This is a genomic window from Bradyrhizobium ontarionense (assembly GCF_021088345.1).
GTDB lineage: Bacteria > Pseudomonadota > Alphaproteobacteria > Rhizobiales > Xanthobacteraceae > Bradyrhizobium > Bradyrhizobium ontarionense.
The window spans coordinates 7,131,029-7,147,836 of sequence record NZ_CP088156.1 but is presented as its reverse complement, the minus strand read 5'-3'; the positions used below and the strand labels follow the sequence as shown (position 1 = coordinate 7,147,836).

Sequence of the window (16,808 nt, the reverse complement as noted above, 5' to 3'; positions counted from 1 at the left end):
TCATCAGGTGATGGTTAGAGTTCCGTTGCGGACAATATCCGTAAAAACCCGGATCAACTTCCGACGGCCGCCTCTCCTGTGGCTGAGGTGGACGCCGGCCGCAACGGCGCGAACTCCTCGGCCGTCAGCGTCTCCTTCGCGATCAACAGCGCCACGCCCTGCTCGAGATCCTGCCGATGGCCCTCGAGAATGGCGCGCGCGCGAGCACCACCGTCGGCGACGAGCTCGCGCACGGCGAGGTCGATCTCGCGCCCGGTCTCCTCCGCCGCTGAGACGACCTGGTCCTGCGGCTGCAGGAACGAGGTCAGCGGCCGTGGCGCGTAGGTGCGCTGGCCGACCTTTGCATCCATGCCGTACTTCGTGACCATCTCGATCGCGATCTCGGTCGCGCGCTGCAGGTCGTCGGCGGCACCGGTCGAGACGTCGCCATCGAAGATGAGCTGTTCCGAGGCACGGCCGCCCATCAGCACTGCGATGCGGTTCTTCAATTCGCTGACCGCGAGCAGGAAGCGATCCTCGGTCGGCCGCTGCATCGTATAGCCGAGCGCGCCGACGCCGCGCGGAATGATCGAGACTTTCTGCACCGGATCGACCCCGGCCAGATTGGCGGCGACCAGGGCATGGCCCATCTCGTGATAGGCGACCCTGCGCCGCTCGGCGGGGTTGAGCACACGGCTCTTCTTTTCGAGGCCGGCGACGATCCGCTCGATGGCGACGGTGAAATCATCGAACGTGACGTCGTGACCCTTGCGGCGCGTCGCCGCGATCGCGGCCTCGTTGATCAGGTTGGCGAGATCGGCGCCGGTGAAACCGGCGGTGAGCGCGGCGACCTTGTCGAGCTCGACGCCGTCGGCCATCGTGATCTTGCTGACGTGCACCTTGAGGATCGCGAGCCGCCCGATCTTGTCCGGCCGATCGACCAGCACCTGGCGGTCGAAGCGGCCGGCGCGCAGCAGCGCCGGATCGAGAATCTCAGGCCGGTTGGTCGCCGCGAGCAGGATGACGCCGGAGCTTGGATCGAAGCCGTCGAGCTCGGCCAGCAACTGATTGAGCGTCTGCTCCTTCTCATCATAGCCGCCCATCGGACCGCCCGCTGTCCGGCTGCGGCCGAGCGCGTCGAGCTCGTCGATGAAGATGATGCAGGGCGCCGCCTTGCGCGCCTGTTCGAACAGGTCGCGCACCCTGGCGGCGCCGACGCCCACGAACATCTCGACGAACTCGGAGCCCGAGATCGAGAAGAAGGCGACGCCGGCTTCGCCTGCCACGGCACGCGCGAGCAGGGTCTTGCCCGTGCCGGGCGGGCCGACGAGCAGGATCCCTTTCGGCACATGCGCGCCGAGCCGGCCATAGCTCTTCGGATCCTTGAGAAACTGCACGACCTCCTGCAGCTCGAACTTGGCCTCGTCGACCCCGGCCACATCGGCGAAGGTGACCTTGGTGTCGGTCTCCACATAGACCTTGGCGCGCGACTTGCCGATCGACATCAGACCGCCGAAGCCCTGGCGGTCCATCACCTTGCGGCCGAGGAACACCCAGACCAGATAGAACATCAACGCCGGCACGACCCAGGACAGCAGCGTCTGGATCAATCCGCCCGCAGGCACGCCGGTTACGGTGACCCCCTTCGCCGCCAGCTTCTCGGCGAGCGGCGGATCGACCCGCGCTGTGATGAAGGAGGTCTTGCCGTCCTGCTGCTTGTCCTTGAATTTGCCCTGGATCGTGTCCTGGCTGACCGAGACCTCGGCGATCCTGCCCTGCTCCACCAGTTGCTCGAACTGGCTGTAGGGAATCGTCTCGACCGTGTTGTAGGCCGTCAGCAGCCATTGCAGCAGCAGCATGCCAACGCCGGCGAGAAAGATGTAGCCGACGGCAATGGCCTGCTTGCGGACGTTCGGGTCGGATTCCATGGCGGACACTCGTCTCGGACCACTCCGGCGATCGATCGGACATGATCGATGCCGCCGGAACTGCGACAGCCCTTAACAAGCCGGCTCGTCGATGCGCTTGTCCTGGATCAAGTGCGCCCACGTGGCCGGAGCACGGCCCGACATTGCCGAACGCCGCTCCCCTTCTCGCAAACCCAGGGCGTGCCCTTGCCGATCCTGCCAAGCAGTCGCGCGGCGGCGGATCACTTCGGGCAGATCATCCAATCATCCGAGCGGATCATTCCAGGTCGAGCGGCTGATATGATCCCGTCTTGTCGAGTTCCGTCCCCCAGACCTTGTGCAGGGCCTGGTGATCGCCGCGGCTGAGATTGAGCGAGGCTCCCAGACCCATGTCGAGATTGCGCGTACCTTCCAGCACGTCCACCAGCCGCTCGGTGTCGAGCTGCGGCCCGGTGCGCTTGATCGCATCGATCAAGAGACCGGCCGCGACGTAGCCTTCGAGCGAGACGTAGTCGGGGACTTCGCCGGGGAATGCCTGGGCAAGCGCATTCTTGAAGTCGAGAACCGTGCTCGAATAGCCTGACACGGCCGGCACCGCCTGCGTCACGATGACGTTCTCGGTGAAGCGCGGTCCCAGCAGCATCAATTCCTGCGCCAGCGCGGTGGCGCCGACGATCGACATGTTCGTGTAGATCATCCCCGGAAACAGATCCCGCGTCTTCTCGATGAATTTCGCAGCCGGCCTCGTCGTCCCGACCATGACGATCGCCCGTATCGGCACCTTCTGCCGCTTCAGCTGATTGACCGCCTCATCCATGTCGACCGAGTTACGGTTGTAGGTCAGACGCAGGATCGATTTGTCGCTGAGACCTGCCGCGCGATAGGCCTTGGCGACGCCGGCGAAGCCCTGATCGCCCAGATCGTCATTCTGGCCGAAGACCGCGATCTGGTTCGGCTTGAACTTGCGAATCTTCAGCAGGTAGCGCACCGCCGCGTCAGCCTCCTCGACGAAGCTCGGCCTGTAGTTGAAGACGTAACGGTCCGGCGGGTCATGCCGCACCACACTACCGCCGGTGAATGGCGCGAAGAACAGCACGCGGCGTTCGAGCGCAAACGGGATCGCGACTGCAGCGGTCGGCGTGCCGAGATTACCGAGAAAACCGAACACCTGCTCCTTGTCCCAGAGCAGCTTCATCGCATCCAGCGTCCGCGACGGCTCGAAGCCGTCGTCCGCGGCGATCAGCTTGAGCATCCGTCCATTGACGCCGCCGCTGGCATTGGTTCGCGCGAATGCCACCTCGATGCCGCGCTTGTAGCTCTGCCCGTTCTCCTTGGCGCTTCCCGTGTAGGGGATGACCATTCCGAAGCGAATCTCCTGATCACTCACGCCGCGCACAGGGCCGGACGCAGCAGGCCTGATCGCGCCGGTCACAGCAACGGCTGCGGGCGCGGTGGCCGACATGGTCGGCGGCGCCACGTTGAGGCTCCGCTCGAGGTCGGCAAGCTGGCCCTCGACCAGCCTGCAATCGGCTCGTCCGCCGTTGACCGCGGCACGGCCGTTGACGACGTTTCGCTCGAAATCTCGGGCGAGCTCATTCCGATCCTTGGGGTTGGTCGAGGCCTCGCGAATCGCTCCCTGAAACTTACCGACGATCACCTGGACGCGACGGGGAGCGATGCTTTGGCATGCCTGGGCGGATCCGATGATCGGACCAACACGGCCGGATAGCTCACGAACCAGGCTGACATTGTCGGCCGAGATGGCTCCGCTGACGCTTACGGCCAGCATGGCGGCGGACAAGACCGCGATCCGACGCGAACGCCGCATGATGCACGAGACCAAGGACAAATATTGCATCTGGTAGACTGAGACCTCCGTTGCTGTCCGCCGAAAGGCACGCGCCATCTGCGTCCGACGGCCATCGGATCGATCGCCGCTCGACACCGAGCCATGCGCCTGCATCGGCTGGTCAGGGCAGGATGAAGCCCTGGAACGTTCTGTGGTGGCAGGGACGCGTGCGACAAATCAGGCGAACGAATCAGGGCCTTGCGAACAGCCTGCGTCATCCCGCCAAACGGAACGATGGCCGCGGCCAAAATGACCGCCCTGTCCGGCGATTCGGACATCGCCGCAACGACCTGAAATGTCGGAAACATGACGAAAAGATCAGATTGGCGTGCGCAACGATCGGTGTCGCGCGGTCATTTTCCGCCGCGAAGGCCCGATCATCGAAAGCATGTCTTTTCCCCGTCTCCAGCAAATCGCAATTTGCTGCCCAACTATCAATCGCCGCCCGCGTCCGCGCCGGAAGCGAGGACTCGGCATCGTTCGCAACTACGACAGCTTTAAGTTCGGATCAGGGCAGACCAACGATCTTGACCACGGTCTGACGCCCCGGCGAGATCTTGCAGGACTCGATTTTAAACTACGAGTACAGCAACTAACTGCGGCCTGATCTCAAGTTGCTGGGGGACGCCCGAACGACGAGTCGGACGGCCGCTCACGCCGGACGGCATCCCCTACGATTGCTCCAGAATCAGCTACCCTGAAGGCTGCATGACGATGGTCTTGTCCTTCGGCCAGCGTGCGCGCCAAGCGAACGAAATGTCCTTGGTCTCGCCGGGCTTGGCATCGACCATCCATTCGATCACACCGCGCCGATCGCGGACGTTGGTCGATGTCGGCGGCGTGGTCGCAGGCAGCATCTCGACCACGATCTCCTCGTTCTCGCTGACCGGCAGTTGATCCTGGATCGCGACCTTGACCGGGAAGTCGTGCGCGTTGCGGATCGTCGTCTTGAAGGCGCGCTCGTCGATCCTGGCCGTCGTCACGATTAGGCCGGCCGAACCTTCATTGCGTTTGACGACGCTGCGCTCGACCTTGACCTTGTCGTCGGCACCGAAGCCGAGCCGGACGGCCTCCTCCTTGCCGGCCGCTGGCAACCTCGATGTTCCGACAAACATGCCATCGCGATAGATCGAGACCTTGCCCGGCAGCAGCGGCGTATCCTCGGCCTGCGTGAAGTTCGCTTCGAGGTACGCGGTGGGATCCACCACCGGCGCTGAACGAATGATCAGTTCAGGCGTGATCATCGCGGTCGAGATGCGCAGGCTCTTCGCGCCATCATTGGCGCCCACGCTGACGCGTCCAGGTAGCCGGAAGGCGGTCTGATAGGCGCTAATCTCGACGGAGGTCTCGCGCTCTTCCGCCCGCTTACCCGCCTCAGGAGCTGCCGCGACGGGAGCGTATGGCTCCATGCTCCGCTGCCTAGGCGCCTTGTCGGACAGCGTCCCGAGTTGTGCCATAGGCGGAGACGGCGGCGGAGGATATTGCGCGATCACGGTACGCAGTTCGGGCGCGCTGCCGCCTCGTCCGGTCCTCACCGTGGAGACCGAGAGCGCGACATCGGACCAGTCCTCGCCGGTGCTCTGCTGGATCTCGGCACGGCGCACCAGCTCCAGCGCAGGCTTGCGATCCTTCGCCGAGGTGTCGAGACGCGCATCGTACAGCGGCACCCAGCGGGCATTGCGCACCGCGTAGGTCACGCGCAACGTCGCCTTGGTCGCGGCCGCCGCCGACAACTCGATCTGGACCTCCATCCTGCTCGGCGGCTTCGTTCCACGATCAGCCTGCAGGCGGGCGATCTCGCGATCGATCTCGCGCTGCTTGCGCTCGGCGTCGCGGACCGCGCTGTCCGCCTGCCCGACCTCTTCGGCGACGGCGGCGAACGCATTGCGCCACTCCGCGATGGGGCGCGCCTCGCCCTTCTCGCCGAGCCCGGCCGGCGACGCCTCAGCGAAGCGCTCGGCAAATTTCTTCCGCGCAAGGGCGGCGGCAATGGTGCCGTCGAGATTGGCGCGCTCATCCTTCAGCGCCTCGATGCGCTTGTCGATCTCGGGCAGATTGACGGGCGGTGCCGCGCGCGGCGGCTTCGCGTCCACGGTGCCGATCACGAGCCTGGCTCCCGCGTCGCCTTCGACCCGCAGCGAGGAGGCATCGAGTCCAAGCGGAAAGTCCTTGGCGATCGCGGTGGTCTCGCCAGCGGGAAGGTCGAGCGCGATGACCCGCGTCACGGTCGCACCATCGGGATAGACAGTGACGGCATCGACAATGGAGGTCGCATCGAGGTTTGCAGCATGGCCAGACGCCGTCGTCAGGGCAGCTCCAAGCATGAGACCCGTGGTGACCAGGCCCATTTTTCGCATCGTCATCGCTCTCTCCGCAATCCCAGCACCCGCAGGACCGGATCGACCGGTCCTTTGCTCGGCGTTAGACGCGACGAAAGACAGCCGGGTTCAATGGAAGCCCGGCAAGGACGCCCCCTCGAATGCCGTCGAGGACGAAAAAAGGCAGCACGGCGAAATGCCGTGCTGCCTCGTTGGCTCGGCCGATACGGCCATGCGCGATCAGAACGCCAGCGCCTTGGCCTGCTTGACCTGCGGCAGCGCCTGGATCTTGGCGACCAGATCGGCCGGCACGGCGCCGTCGATCTCGACCAGCGCGATGGCATCGCCGCCGGCTGCGACACGGCCGAGATGGAAGGTCGCGATGTTGATCTTGGCGTCGCCCAACAGGCTCGCGAACTTGCCGATGAAGCCCGGCTTGTCCTCGTTGGTCACGTAGATCATCGACTTGCCAAACTCGGCATCGACGCGGATGCCCTTGATGTCCACCAGCCGCGGCTTGCCGTCGGCATAGACTGTCCCCGACACCGCGCGCTCCTGATGCTCGGTGGTGACGGCGACCGTGATCAGGCTTTCATAGTCGCTCTCGCCGGCACGCAGCACCTCGTCGACGATCATGCCGCGCTCCTTGGCGATGACCGGCGCCGACACGACGTTGACCTCGCCCAGCATCGGCCGCAACAGACCTGCGAGCACTGCCGAGGTCAGCGCCTTGGTCTTCATCTCCGCGACATGGCCCTCATAGGTGATCTGGATCTTGGCAATGCTGCTCTCGGTGAGCTGGCCCGCGAACGATCCGAGCTTCTCGGCGAGCGCGATGAACGGCTTCAGCTTGGGCGCTTCTTCCGCCGTGATCGAGGGGAAGTTGATCGCGTTCGAGATGGCGCCGGTGAGCAGATAGTCCGACATCTGCTCGGCGATCTGCAGCGCGACGTTCTCCTGCGCTTCCGTGGTGGAGGCGCCGAGATGCGGCGTGCAGATCACCCCGGGATGGCCGAACAGCGCATTGCTGGTGGCGGGCTCCTCAGCAAACACGTCGAGCGCCGCACCCGCGACATGCTTGCTGTTGAGGGCCTCGAGCAGCGCCTGCTCGTCGACCAGGCCGCCGCGCGCGCAATTGATGATGCGCACGCCCTTCTTCGTCTTCGCAATGGCCGCGGCATCGATGATGTTGCGGGTCTTGTCGGTGAGCGGCGTGTGCAGCGTGATGAAGTCGGCGCGCTTGAGCAATTCGTCGAGCTCGACCTTCTCGACGCCGAGGTCTCGCGCGCGTTCCTCGGTGAGGAACGGATCGAAGCCGATCACCTTCATGCGCAGGCCCTGCGCACGGTCGCAGACGATCGAGCCGATGTTGCCGCAGCCGACGACACCGAGCGTCTTGCCGGTGATCTCGACGCCCATGAAGCGGTTCTTCTCCCACTTGCCGGCCTGGGTCGAGGCATCGGCCTGCGGGATCTCGCGCGCCAGCGCCAGCATCAGCGTGATCGCGTGCTCGGCGGTGGTGATCGAATTGCCGAACGGCGTGTTCATCACGATGATGCCCTTGGCGGTTGCCGCGGGAATCTCGACGTTGTCAACGCCGATGCCGGCGCGGCCGATCACCTTCAGCCGCTTGGCGCGCTCGATAATCTTGGCCGTCGCCTTGGTCGCGGAGCGGATCGCAAGGCCGTCATAGTCGCCGATGATGTCGGCGAGCTTGTCCTTGTCCTTGCCGAGATTGGGCTGGAAGTCGACCTCGACGCCGCGATCCCGAAAGATCTGTACGGCAGCCGGTGAGAGCGCGTCGGAAATGAGAACTTTGGGTTTGGACATGACGATGGTCCTTCACGCCTCTCTTGAGAGAGGGGCGGCGCGGGGCGCCGGGATGATGGGAAAGCTGTCTGCTCGTAGGGTGGGCAAAGCGCAGCGTGCCCACCGTCTTTCGCGTCGGGTGACGTTGATGGTGGGCACGGCGCTTCGCGCCTTTGCCCACCCTACGCAGTTGATTTCCGTCATTGCGAGGAGCGAAGCGACGAAGCAATCCAGATTGTCGTTGTGGCCCTGGATTGCTTCTCTGCGCTCGCAATGACGCGGCGCGCGCCTCAGGCCGCCTTCGGCAACGCCGCCTTGGATTCGGCGAACGCCCAGTCGATCCACTGCGTCAGCAGCGCGACGTCCTTGGCTTCCACGGTCGCGCCGCACCAGATGCGCAGGCCAGCCGGCGCATCACGGTAATGGGCGAAGTCGAAGCCGGCGTTCTCCTTCTCGACCATCGCCACCAGCTTCTTCGCGAAATCAGCCTGGGCATCGGCCGACAGCGACGTGATGGTGGGATCGACGACCTTCAGGCAGACCGAGGTGTTGGAGCGGATCGCAGGATCCTGCGCCAGGAAGTCGATCCAGGGCGTCTTGGCCTTCCAGTCCGCGAGCACCTTGGTGTTGGCATCGGCGCGCGCGATCAGCGCCTTCAAACCGCCGATCGACTTGCCCCAGTTCAGCGCGTCCAGATAGTCCTCGACGCAGAGCATCGACGGCGTGTTGATGGTCTCGCCTTCAAAGATGCCGGCATTGAGCTTGCCGCCCTTGGTGAGGCGGAAGATCTTCGGCAGCGGCCAGGCCGGCTTGTAGGTCTCGAGACGTTCGACCGCGCGCGGCGACAGAATGAGCATGCCATGCGCGGCCTCGCCGCCGAGCGCCTTCTGCCAGGAGAAGGTGACGACGTCGAGCTTCGGCCAGTCGAGCGCTTGCGCGAACGCCGCCGAGGTGGCGTCGCAGATCGTCAGGCCTTCGCGGCTCGCGCTGATCCAGTCGGCATTCGGCACGCGCACGCCGGAGGTGGTGCCGTTCCAGGTGAAGACGACGTCAGATGCGGGATCGACCTTGGACAGATCCGGAATCTCGCCGTAACCCGCGTGCAGCTTGGTGACGTCCTTGAGCTTGAGCTCCTTGACGATGTCGCTGACCCAGCCCTCGCCGAAGGATTCCCAGGCGATCGTGGTGACGGGCCGCGCGCCGAGCAGCGACCACAGCGCCATCTCGACCGCCCCGGTGTCGGACGCCGGAACGATGCCGATCTTGTAGTCGGCCGGAACTTCCAGCACCTCGCGCGTCAGCTCGATGGCCTGCTTGAGCTTGGCCTTGCCGATCTTCGCGCGGTGCGAGCGGCCGAGGGGAGCGTCCTTGAGATTTTCGGAGGTCCATCCGGGGCGCTTGGCGCAGGGGCCGGAGGAGAAATGCGGCACAACAGGCCGCTGCGAAGGCTTCGCTGCAGTCATCGTCTATCCTTCCAGATAGTAAGCCTCCCGTTGGGGGGAGGTGTCCCGCTGGCGTGATTAAGGGAAGGGTCGTTCCACGTCAAGGAACTTCGCAAGCACGCCCACGCGCGTTCACGCAGTCGTGCTGGCATGCAAGCAGCGCTACTCCGGCGCGGATCCCATCGGCGCCTGGCCTGCGGGCTGACGATGCAGGAAAGTCATCGACGCATAGGCGCCGATCCAGGAGCCGACCGCGGCGAAGGCCACATAGATCCAGTTCTCGGTGTAGCTGATCACCGCGAACGACGACAGCATGTACCAGATCGAGCTCCAGGTTGCCGCCGACAACCGTCGCCGTGCAACGACCGCAGTGGTGAACATGACGTAGACCGCGTCGGTCGCCGCGGTCGCCAGCACGACGCCGAGCGCCGTCAGCGGATTGATCCCCGACATCGTTCCCTCCTCGTTTTGGTTGCCGTATCGCGCATGCTGTGGCGTTGTGTCGCCGGACTTGCTCATGCACAATGATGCAAGCTGCACGCGCCGAACAACAAGGATAGAACAATGGAACGCGTCCGTCTCGGGAGGAGCTCACTCGAAATCACCCGCCTCGGCCTTGGCACGGCGCCGCTTGGCGGCCTGTTCGAGCCGGTCAGCGATGGCGATGCCGAGGCGACGATCGCGGCGGCGTGGTCGCGCGGGGTGCGCTTCTACGACACCGCGCCGCTCTATGGCTTCGGTCTCGCCGAGCAGCGGCTGGGCGCGTTTCTGCGCAAGCAGCCGCGCGACAGTTATGTGATCTCGACCAAGGTCGGCCGGCTGCTGCGACCGGACCCGACGGCATCGGACGAAGATCCGCACTACAAGGGCACGCCGCCGCTGCGGCCGCGCTTCGATTATTCCTATGATGGCGTGATGCGCTCGGTCGAGGAGAGCCTGGTTCGGCTTGGTCTCGATCGCATCGACATCCTGCTCGTGCATGATCCGGACGATCATTACAATGACGCCGTCGCCGGCGCCTTCCGCGCGCTGCAGCGGCTGCGCGACGACGGCAGCATCAAGGCGATCGGCGCCGGCATGAACCAGTCGGAGATGCTGACGCGCTTTGCCGAGGCCGTCCCGGTCGACTGCTTCCTCCTCGCCGGCCGTTACACGCTGCTCGACCAGGGCGCGCTGACGGCGCTGTTCCCGATCTGCGAGAGGCAGAACGTCGCCATCATTCTTGGCGGCATCTACAACAGCGGCATCCTGGCCAACCCTCATGGCCAGGCGAAATTCAACTACGAAGATGCCGACGCGAGGCTGGTGGCCCGCGCGCGCGAGCTCGATGCCTTGTGCAGGCAGCACAACACCGAGCTCAAAGCCGCGGCGATCCAGTTCTGCCTCGCCCATCCCGCCGTCACCGTCGGCCTGCAGGGCGCCCGCACGGCTGATGAGGCCGCCGACAATATCGCGATGGCGCAAGCGCTGATCCCCGACGCGTTCTGGCGCGACCTGCGCGCCCGCAATCTGGTCGATCCGCGCGCGCCGCTGCCGGGAGATGCAACATGAGCCGCGTCATCGATGCGCATCAGCATTTCTGGGACCCTGATCGCGCCGAGTATTCCTGGATGGCCGGCGACGCGCTGGCGCCGATCCGCCGCGCTTTCGGTCCCGCAGACCTCGCCCCGCTGCTCGCCGAGAACGGTCTGGACGCCAGCATCCTGGTGCAGACCCGGTCGTCGCTCGACGAGACCGAGGAATTTCTGCGCGTCGCCCACGCGACGCCGTTCATCGCCGGTGTCGTCGGCTGGGTCGACCTGACCGATCCTTCCGTGGGATCCACGATCGACCGGCTGCGCCGACTGCCCGGCGGCAACAAGCTGGTCGGCATCCGCCATCAGGTCCATGACGAGCCGAACGCGGACTGGCTCCTGCGCAGCGACGTCCGGCACGGGCTCGAAGCCGTGTTCGCGCACGATCTGAGCTACGATCTGCTGGTGCGCACGCGCGAGCTGCCCTTGGCGACCGCGACGGTGCGTGCCTTCCCGCGGGCGCGCTTCGTGCTCGACCATTGCGCCAAGCCGCCGATTGCAACGGGCTTCGACCGCAAATGGGCCGACTGCATCACGGAGCTCGCCGCCTGCGGCAACGTCTGGTGCAAGGTCTCGGGGCTGGCGACCGAGGCGGTGTGGGCCGATTGGGACGCCGCGCGGCTGCTGCCCTATGTGACGCATGTCGCCCGCAGCTTCGGCGAGGACCGGCTGATCTTCGGCTCGGACTGGCCGGTCTGCCTGCTGGCCGGCAGCTATGGTGCGATCAAAAAGGCGATCGAGCACTGCCTGGCGCAGCTTGGTCCGACCATACCTACCAAGGCGTTCGGTCCCAACGCTGTCACGGCCTACCGGCTGGCACCGTAGCGGCGCTCAGAACCGCATCACCATGCCGATATGGCTGCGGGCAAAGCCGAGGCGCTCGTAGAAGCGCTGCGCGTCGGTGCGGCTCTGATGCGTCATGAGCTCGATCAGATTGCAGCGGCGGCTGCGCGCCTCTGCGATCGCCCATTGCAGGAGCTGCTCGCCGATGCCACGGCTGCGGCGGTCCGTTGCGACGCGAACGTCCTCGACCAGCGCCCGCGACGCCCCTTGCGAGCTCAGGCCCGGCAGGATGCAGAGCTGCAGAGAGCCAACCACGCGGCCAGCCTCCTCGGCCACCACGAGCGTGATGTTCGCATCCCGCGAGATGGCGTCGAAAGCCGCGAAATATGGCTCCGGCAGCGGGTCCTCGACGCGCTCGCGCGCCCGGCCGAGGTGATCGTCGGCGAGCATCGCGACAATGGCGGCGACATCCTCGCGGCGCGCGCGCCGAATCGTGATCGACATGGACTCTGACATCATCCGTCACTCACCCCGCCGGCGAAAGCCCGAGCAGCGTCTCCGCCTCGCCAATCCAGCGCCTGACTGCGCCGCGGTGCGAGAGATCGAAGCCGCCTTCATGGGCGAGCCGGGTATAGGCCAGCAGCGCGATGTCGGCCAGCGACAAGGTCTCCCCCGCGAGGAAACGCGAGCGTTCGAGCTGCCGCTGCATGTGATCGAGCGCGGCATAGCCACGCTTCACCTTCTCCGGGTCGAGCTCGGAGGCCGGCTTGCCGAGATAGACCATGTGGAAGCGGCACGTCGCGACGTAGGGTTCGTGGCTATATTGTTCCCAGAACAGCCACTCGTCCATCTTCGCCTGCGCATAGGCATCTGCCGGGATGAGCCGGCTGTCCCGCGCCAGATAGCGAATGATCGCGTTCGACTGAGCAAGGGGGCGGCCATCGTCGAGCACGATCGCGGGGACCTGCCCCCATGGATTGAGCGCGAGAAAGTCCGGCGTGCGGCTCCCGCCTTTCATGATATCGACATCGACCCAGTCGTACGGGAGCGCGAGATGATCGCACACCCATTTCACCTTCAGGCAATTGCCCGACTTGAGATCGCCGTAGATCCGCATTCCCGCTCCCCTGTCCGTCGACTGGAGAGCAGCAGGCGCCGCGGAAACTGTCAACCGGCAGGACCGCCGGGCGATCCCGCGGCAAGCTCAGAACTTGTAGCCGAGACCCGCGCGCACGGTATTGATGTTGGTGTCGACGGTGGTCGCGAAGCGGACATATTCATATTCAAACCGGGCAAACAGTCCCGCGTAAAGGTTCACGTCGACACCAAGTCCGGCGGAATAGCCGTAGATGAGGCGATTATGCTGGCCTTCCGCCGCGCTCAACGTCGCACAGAACGGCGGCGTCGCACTATTGCAGGATGAAACCGCAACGGCGTAAGTCGCTGCATAGTTGTCGTCGACGGATACGCTCCGGGTCGTATCGGCTTTTCCCAATGCCAGCCCGAAGAATGCGTAGGGCAGGAAGCTTCCCATGGCGTAGCCAGCCCGGCCGCGAATGGTGGCCACGTCTGAGATCGATATCGACGAAGCTGCGTTCGACGTGACGGCGTGATAGAAGCCGGAAATCGGGGTACTGAACGAACGCGACATGCTTGCCGAGGCGGTGCCGCCGAAAGATCCGTGCATATAGCTCATTTCGACGCCGAGCACGACATCATCCCACTGCGAGTTATAGCCCGCAAAGGCTCCAAAGGCACTTGTCTTCCCTGTTGTCTTTCCAAACGGAAGTGGCCATTGCGACACGCCGTAGGCGCTTTCGATCGCTGTGTTGGCGAGCAGAGCGGCGGTCATCGTCTGATTGCTGCCGCTGAACTTCTCGTCGGACGCGCCATAGCCGGCCTGACCACCGACGTAATATCCGTCCCAGTTGACCCTGGAATTGGCCAGGCCTTCGGTGAGGCCGCCCCTCAGGATCGGAAGGTCGGACAAGTCGGCGGCCTGGGCAGCCGAGACCATGCCAAACACCGAAACCGCCACAACCAGGCTACGCATCGCAACGCTCCAATCAGCTACTTGAACTCTCAGTCGCGATCATCGCGTGTTAACCTTAATCATTCGTTGTCGCAAAGCTTCGCGCGGCAATTCTTTCAGCGCGAAAGCGATCGAACGGACACGCGAAAAGCGAAACGGCGCAGGAGACCCGCGCCGTTCGTCCATCACTGGAATGATTAGTTCAGACCTCAGCCCTTGCGGATCAGCGGCGGCATCGGGGGCGGCGGCGGGTTGTCGAAATTCCAGCGCACGCCGAGCTTCAGGTCGTGCGAGGTGATGTCCTTGAACTTGAAGACGTTGCCGGTGGTGTTGCCCACGTAGTCCGACAGCACGCCCGTTTGCCCCTGGCCGAGATCGACGTAGCTGTAGGCCAGTTCGAGCACGAGGTTCGGATTGACGGCGTAGGCGAGACCGGCGTGCGCCGCCCAGGCGAAATTCCACTTCGAAGCGGTCGGCGCCGTCGCGAAGCTCGTCGTCGTGAACGGCAGGTTGTTGATGCCCGTGTCGGTGAAGTTCGCGATCGAGACTCGCGCGCCGCCGACGCCGGCGCCGATGAATGGGGTGACGCACCACCAGGTGCCGAGATCGACATAGGCGTTGGCGAGCACCAGCCACTCGGACTTGGTGCCGTTGTAGTTGTCGATGCCGTTGTAGGGCACGCCGCCGGCGGTAGCCGTGAAGCGGTCAGTGGCCTTGAAGTTCGAATTGCCGCGATACTGGCCCGTCACGTCCATGCGGAACCAGCTGTTGAAACGATAACCGAGGCCGACGCCGTAGATGCCGGCAGTGTCGAACGCGGATGTCTGGTTGAACGAGGTCATCGGCGTATAGGCCGACTCGCGCGTATAATGGACGTCCTTGACCTTCTGATTGCTGAACCCGATATCGCCGCGCAGGTACCAGCCGCCAAAATCGGCCGCCGGGGGCGGCGCGTAGACTGGAGGGGGCATGATGGGCATGTCGGCCGCAAAGGCCAAAGTGGAAAACAGAGAGGCCGCTCCGGCGGCGATCAAAGACTTAACGCTACGCATTGGCTTCGTCCCTTTGGCCGGTGAGGCGTTCGGAAATGGGCCCCACATCACAACTGACGGCTGTACAATCGCACCAAATGCTTAAGCGGCGCTTAACCCTAATAATTAAGGTTGACATTCCATGAGCACGCCGGAACCGTTCACTGCTGCGTAACATCTCCTAACGATTCGTTAGCAAGCAACAGGGCGATGCGATCGACACAGCTGATTAGTTCTGCGTCCGCCGCCAACTCACACGAACGACCGCCTCGATCGCCGACATGAAAAACCTGCCGTCGGGACGTGACGGCAGGCTCGAAACAGACGATATGGTTTGCCGATGCCTATGCTGCCGCGGCGGCCGCGTTGCCGACGGCAGCGACGATCTCGTCGACCACCTCCTCGACCAATGACCGGTCGTCGCCCTCGCCCATGACGCGGATCACGGGCTCGGTGCCGGAGGAGCGCACGAGCAGACGGCCGTGGCCGTTGAGACGCTTCTGCCCGGTATCGATCGCCGACTTCACTTCGTCGGCTTCCAGTGGCCTGCCGCTGCGATAGCGTACGTTCTTGAGGATCTGCGGCAGCGGATCGAAGCGGTGGCAGACCTCGGAGACCGGACGGCGCAGCCTCTGCACCGTTGCCAGCACCTGCAGGGCAGCGACGAAGCCGTCGCCCGTCGTCGCGTAGTCCGACAGGATGATGTGACCGGACTGCTCGCCGCCGAGATTGTAGCCGTCGGCCAGCATGCGTTCCAGAACATAGCGGTCGCCGACCGGCGTGCGCACCAGTTCGAGCCCCTGCCCCTGCAGGAAGCGCTCGAGCCCGAGATTGGACATCACGGTGGCGACGATGCCGGGCTGCGCCAGGCGACCGTCTTCCTTCCAGCTCTGCGCGATCACCGCGAGCAGCTGGTCGCCATCGACGATGTGGCCGCGCTCGTCGACCAGGATGACGCGATCCGCATCACCATCCAGCGCGATGCCGATGTCGGCGCGCATTTCACGGACTTTCCGACAAAGAGCTTCCGGCGCGGTCGAGCCGCATTCCTTGTTGATGTTGAAACCGTCGGGTTCGACGCCGATCGAAATGACGTCGGCGCCGAGCTCCCACAGCGCCTCGGGCACCACCTTGTAGGCCGCACCGTTGGCGCAATCGACGACCACGCGCAGACCGTCGAGCGAGATGTCGCGCGGCAGGGTGCGCTTGGCGAATTCGATGTAGCGATCGTGCACGCCGTCGATGCGGCGGGCACGCCCGAGGCTCGCGCTCTGCGCCAGCTTCTTGTCGAGCGATTCATCGAGCAGTTGCTCGATCTGCCTCTCGACGTCGTCGGACAGCTTGAAGCCCTGCGGACCAAACAGCTTGATGCCGTTGTCCTCGAACAGATTGTGCGACGCCGAGATCATGACGCCGAGATCGGCCCGCATCGACTTGGTCAGCATCGCGACCGCAGGCGTCGGCATCGGGCCGACCAGCAGCACGTCCATGCCGACCGAGGTGAAGCCGGCCACCATCGCGTATTCGATCATGTAGCCGGACAGGCGGGTATCCTTGCCGATCACGACCCGGTGGCGATGCTCGCCGCGCTGAAACAGAAGACCAGCCGCCTGCCCGACCTTGAGCGCGAGTTCCGGTGTGATCAGGCCATTGGCGCGGCCGCGAATCCCATCGGTCCCGAAATAGTTACGGCTCATATGACCCCCAGCAACGGCTTTCTGGATTTCCTTAGCGGGCGGGCACGAATCACGACATCGGTCCGCCCGGTCAGCCCGCGGGTTATAGTCGCCTTAAAGCTAAGATGGCTTCAAAAAATGTGATCAATCATTACCAGGAAACTGCCACGACATCCATAAGCTATTGTTAAGGCTAATTTTTCCCCTGGTCGGAGCCGGCAGGCAGGGCTCGCGCAGCGCTTCGGCGCCGTCTCCGCGACGGTAAAGTCTATCACCTTCGCCGAAGTTCCTCAGTCGGAGGACAACCGAAGGTGCGCTGTCGCACGGCGGCCCACAGCTTGCGGTGTCTGCCTCAACCGCCTTGCCGTTCCAAGTTGGATTTGGCAGCCGCCGCAAAGATGCTAGATG

General features: G+C 64.5%; 13 protein-coding genes. 2 read left to right on the top strand and 11 right to left on the bottom strand.

Annotation, left to right across the window (positions count from 1 at the left end):
• Positions 1-53: 53 nt before the first annotated feature.
• From ftsH to LQG66_RS31285, 6 genes are all read right to left on the bottom strand, one after another.
• Positions 54-1,907, bottom strand: coding sequence for an ATP-dependent zinc metalloprotease FtsH (gene ftsH / locus LQG66_RS31310; protein WP_231319674.1), 1,854 nt, complete (start codon positions 1,905-1,907; stop codon positions 54-56).
• Between the two features lie 256 nt (positions 1,908-2,163).
• Positions 2,164-3,744, bottom strand: coding sequence for an ABC transporter substrate-binding protein (locus tag LQG66_RS31305; protein WP_345778924.1), 1,581 nt, complete (start codon positions 3,742-3,744; stop codon positions 2,164-2,166).
• Between the two features lie 683 nt (positions 3,745-4,427).
• On the bottom strand, positions 4,428-6,092 hold the full coding sequence (locus tag LQG66_RS31300) for a mucoidy inhibitor MuiA family protein (RefSeq protein WP_231328019.1): 1,665 nt from the start codon (positions 6,090-6,092) through the stop codon (positions 4,428-4,430).
• A gap of 201 nt (positions 6,093-6,293) precedes the next feature.
• Entirely contained in the window at positions 6,294-7,883 is a 1,590-nt protein-coding gene (gene serA / locus LQG66_RS31295) for a phosphoglycerate dehydrogenase (RefSeq protein ID WP_231319673.1), read from the bottom strand.
• Positions 7,884-8,152: 269 nt separating this feature from the next.
• Positions 8,153-9,325 carry a phosphoserine transaminase gene (locus tag LQG66_RS31290; RefSeq protein WP_231319672.1) on the bottom strand — a complete coding sequence of 391 codons (1,173 nt, stop codon included), beginning with the start codon at positions 9,323-9,325 and terminating at the stop codon, positions 8,153-8,155.
• A gap of 141 nt (positions 9,326-9,466) precedes the next feature.
• Positions 9,467-9,757 (bottom strand): hypothetical protein, encoded by a 291-nt coding sequence (locus LQG66_RS31285; protein ID WP_231319671.1) that lies wholly within the window; start codon positions 9,755-9,757, stop codon positions 9,467-9,469.
• 111 nt (positions 9,758-9,868) lie between these two features.
• On the opposite strand from LQG66_RS31285, the gene LQG66_RS31280 reads away from it, so the two are divergent.
• Positions 9,869-10,855 carry an aldo/keto reductase gene (locus LQG66_RS31280; protein ID WP_231319670.1) on the top strand — a complete coding sequence of 329 codons (987 nt, stop codon included), beginning with the start codon at positions 9,869-9,871 and terminating at the stop codon, positions 10,853-10,855.
• Positions 10,852-11,703, top strand: coding sequence for an amidohydrolase family protein (locus tag LQG66_RS31275; protein WP_231319669.1), 852 nt, complete (start codon positions 10,852-10,854; stop codon positions 11,701-11,703). Before LQG66_RS31280 ends, LQG66_RS31275 begins: the two co-directional genes overlap by 4 nt.
• 6 nt (positions 11,704-11,709) lie before the next feature.
• On the opposite strand, the gene LQG66_RS31270 is transcribed toward LQG66_RS31275, so the two are convergent.
• The 5 genes from LQG66_RS31270 to glmM all read right to left on the bottom strand — a co-directional run bounded on the left by LQG66_RS31270 (position 11,710) and on the right by glmM (position 16,421).
• Entirely contained in the window at positions 11,710-12,165 is a 456-nt protein-coding gene (locus LQG66_RS31270; protein WP_231319668.1) for a GNAT family N-acetyltransferase, read from the bottom strand.
• 22 nt (positions 12,166-12,187) lie between these two features.
• Positions 12,188-12,778: a glutathione S-transferase family protein gene (locus tag LQG66_RS31265; RefSeq protein WP_231319667.1), complete on the bottom strand. Its 591-nt coding sequence runs from the start codon at positions 12,776-12,778 to the stop codon at positions 12,188-12,190.
• Positions 12,779-12,865: 87 nt separating this feature from the next.
• Positions 12,866-13,714 (bottom strand): outer membrane protein, encoded by an 849-nt coding sequence (locus tag LQG66_RS31260; protein WP_231319666.1) that lies wholly within the window; start codon positions 13,712-13,714, stop codon positions 12,866-12,868.
• Between the two features lie 188 nt (positions 13,715-13,902).
• Positions 13,903-14,745 carry an outer membrane protein gene (locus tag LQG66_RS31255; protein ID WP_231319665.1) on the bottom strand — a complete coding sequence of 281 codons (843 nt, stop codon included), beginning with the start codon at positions 14,743-14,745 and terminating at the stop codon, positions 13,903-13,905.
• Between the two features lie 323 nt (positions 14,746-15,068).
• Positions 15,069-16,421 (bottom strand): phosphoglucosamine mutase, encoded by a 1,353-nt coding sequence (gene glmM, locus LQG66_RS31250; RefSeq protein WP_231319664.1) that lies wholly within the window; start codon positions 16,419-16,421, stop codon positions 15,069-15,071.
• Positions 16,422-16,808: the final 387 nt, after the last annotated feature.

What these genes read in the sequence shown, in the direction of transcription:
- ftsH (WP_231319674.1), bottom strand. Translation starts at nt 1,907, where the DNA reads ATGGAATCCGACCCGAACGTCCGCAAGCAGGCCATTGCCGTCGGCTAC.
- LQG66_RS31305 (WP_345778924.1), bottom strand. Translation starts at nt 3,744, where the DNA reads ATGCAATATTTGTCCTTGGTCTCGTGCATCATGCGGCGTTCGCGTCGG.
- LQG66_RS31300 (WP_231328019.1), bottom strand. Translation starts at nt 6,092, where the DNA reads ATGCGAAAAATGGGCCTGGTCACCACGGGTCTCATGCTTGGAGCTGCC.
- serA (WP_231319673.1), bottom strand. Translation starts at nt 7,883, where the DNA reads ATGTCCAAACCCAAAGTTCTCATTTCCGACGCGCTCTCACCGGCTGCC.
- LQG66_RS31290 (WP_231319672.1), bottom strand. Translation starts at nt 9,325, where the DNA reads ATGACTGCAGCGAAGCCTTCGCAGCGGCCTGTTGTGCCGCATTTCTCC.
- LQG66_RS31285 (WP_231319671.1), bottom strand. Translation starts at nt 9,757, where the DNA reads ATGTCGGGGATCAATCCGCTGACGGCGCTCGGCGTCGTGCTGGCGACC.
- LQG66_RS31280 (WP_231319670.1), top strand. Translation starts at nt 9,869, where the DNA reads ATGGAACGCGTCCGTCTCGGGAGGAGCTCACTCGAAATCACCCGCCTC.
- LQG66_RS31275 (WP_231319669.1), top strand. Translation starts at nt 10,852, where the DNA reads ATGAGCCGCGTCATCGATGCGCATCAGCATTTCTGGGACCCTGATCGC.
- LQG66_RS31270 (WP_231319668.1), bottom strand. Translation starts at nt 12,165, where the DNA reads ATGTCGATCACGATTCGGCGCGCGCGCCGCGAGGATGTCGCCGCCATT.
- LQG66_RS31265 (WP_231319667.1), bottom strand. Translation starts at nt 12,778, where the DNA reads ATGCGGATCTACGGCGATCTCAAGTCGGGCAATTGCCTGAAGGTGAAA.
- LQG66_RS31260 (WP_231319666.1), bottom strand. Translation starts at nt 13,714, where the DNA reads ATGCGTAGCCTGGTTGTGGCGGTTTCGGTGTTTGGCATGGTCTCGGCT.
- LQG66_RS31255 (WP_231319665.1), bottom strand. Translation starts at nt 14,745, where the DNA reads ATGCGTAGCGTTAAGTCTTTGATCGCCGCCGGAGCGGCCTCTCTGTTT.
- glmM (WP_231319664.1), bottom strand. Translation starts at nt 16,421, where the DNA reads ATGAGCCGTAACTATTTCGGGACCGATGGGATTCGCGGCCGCGCCAAT.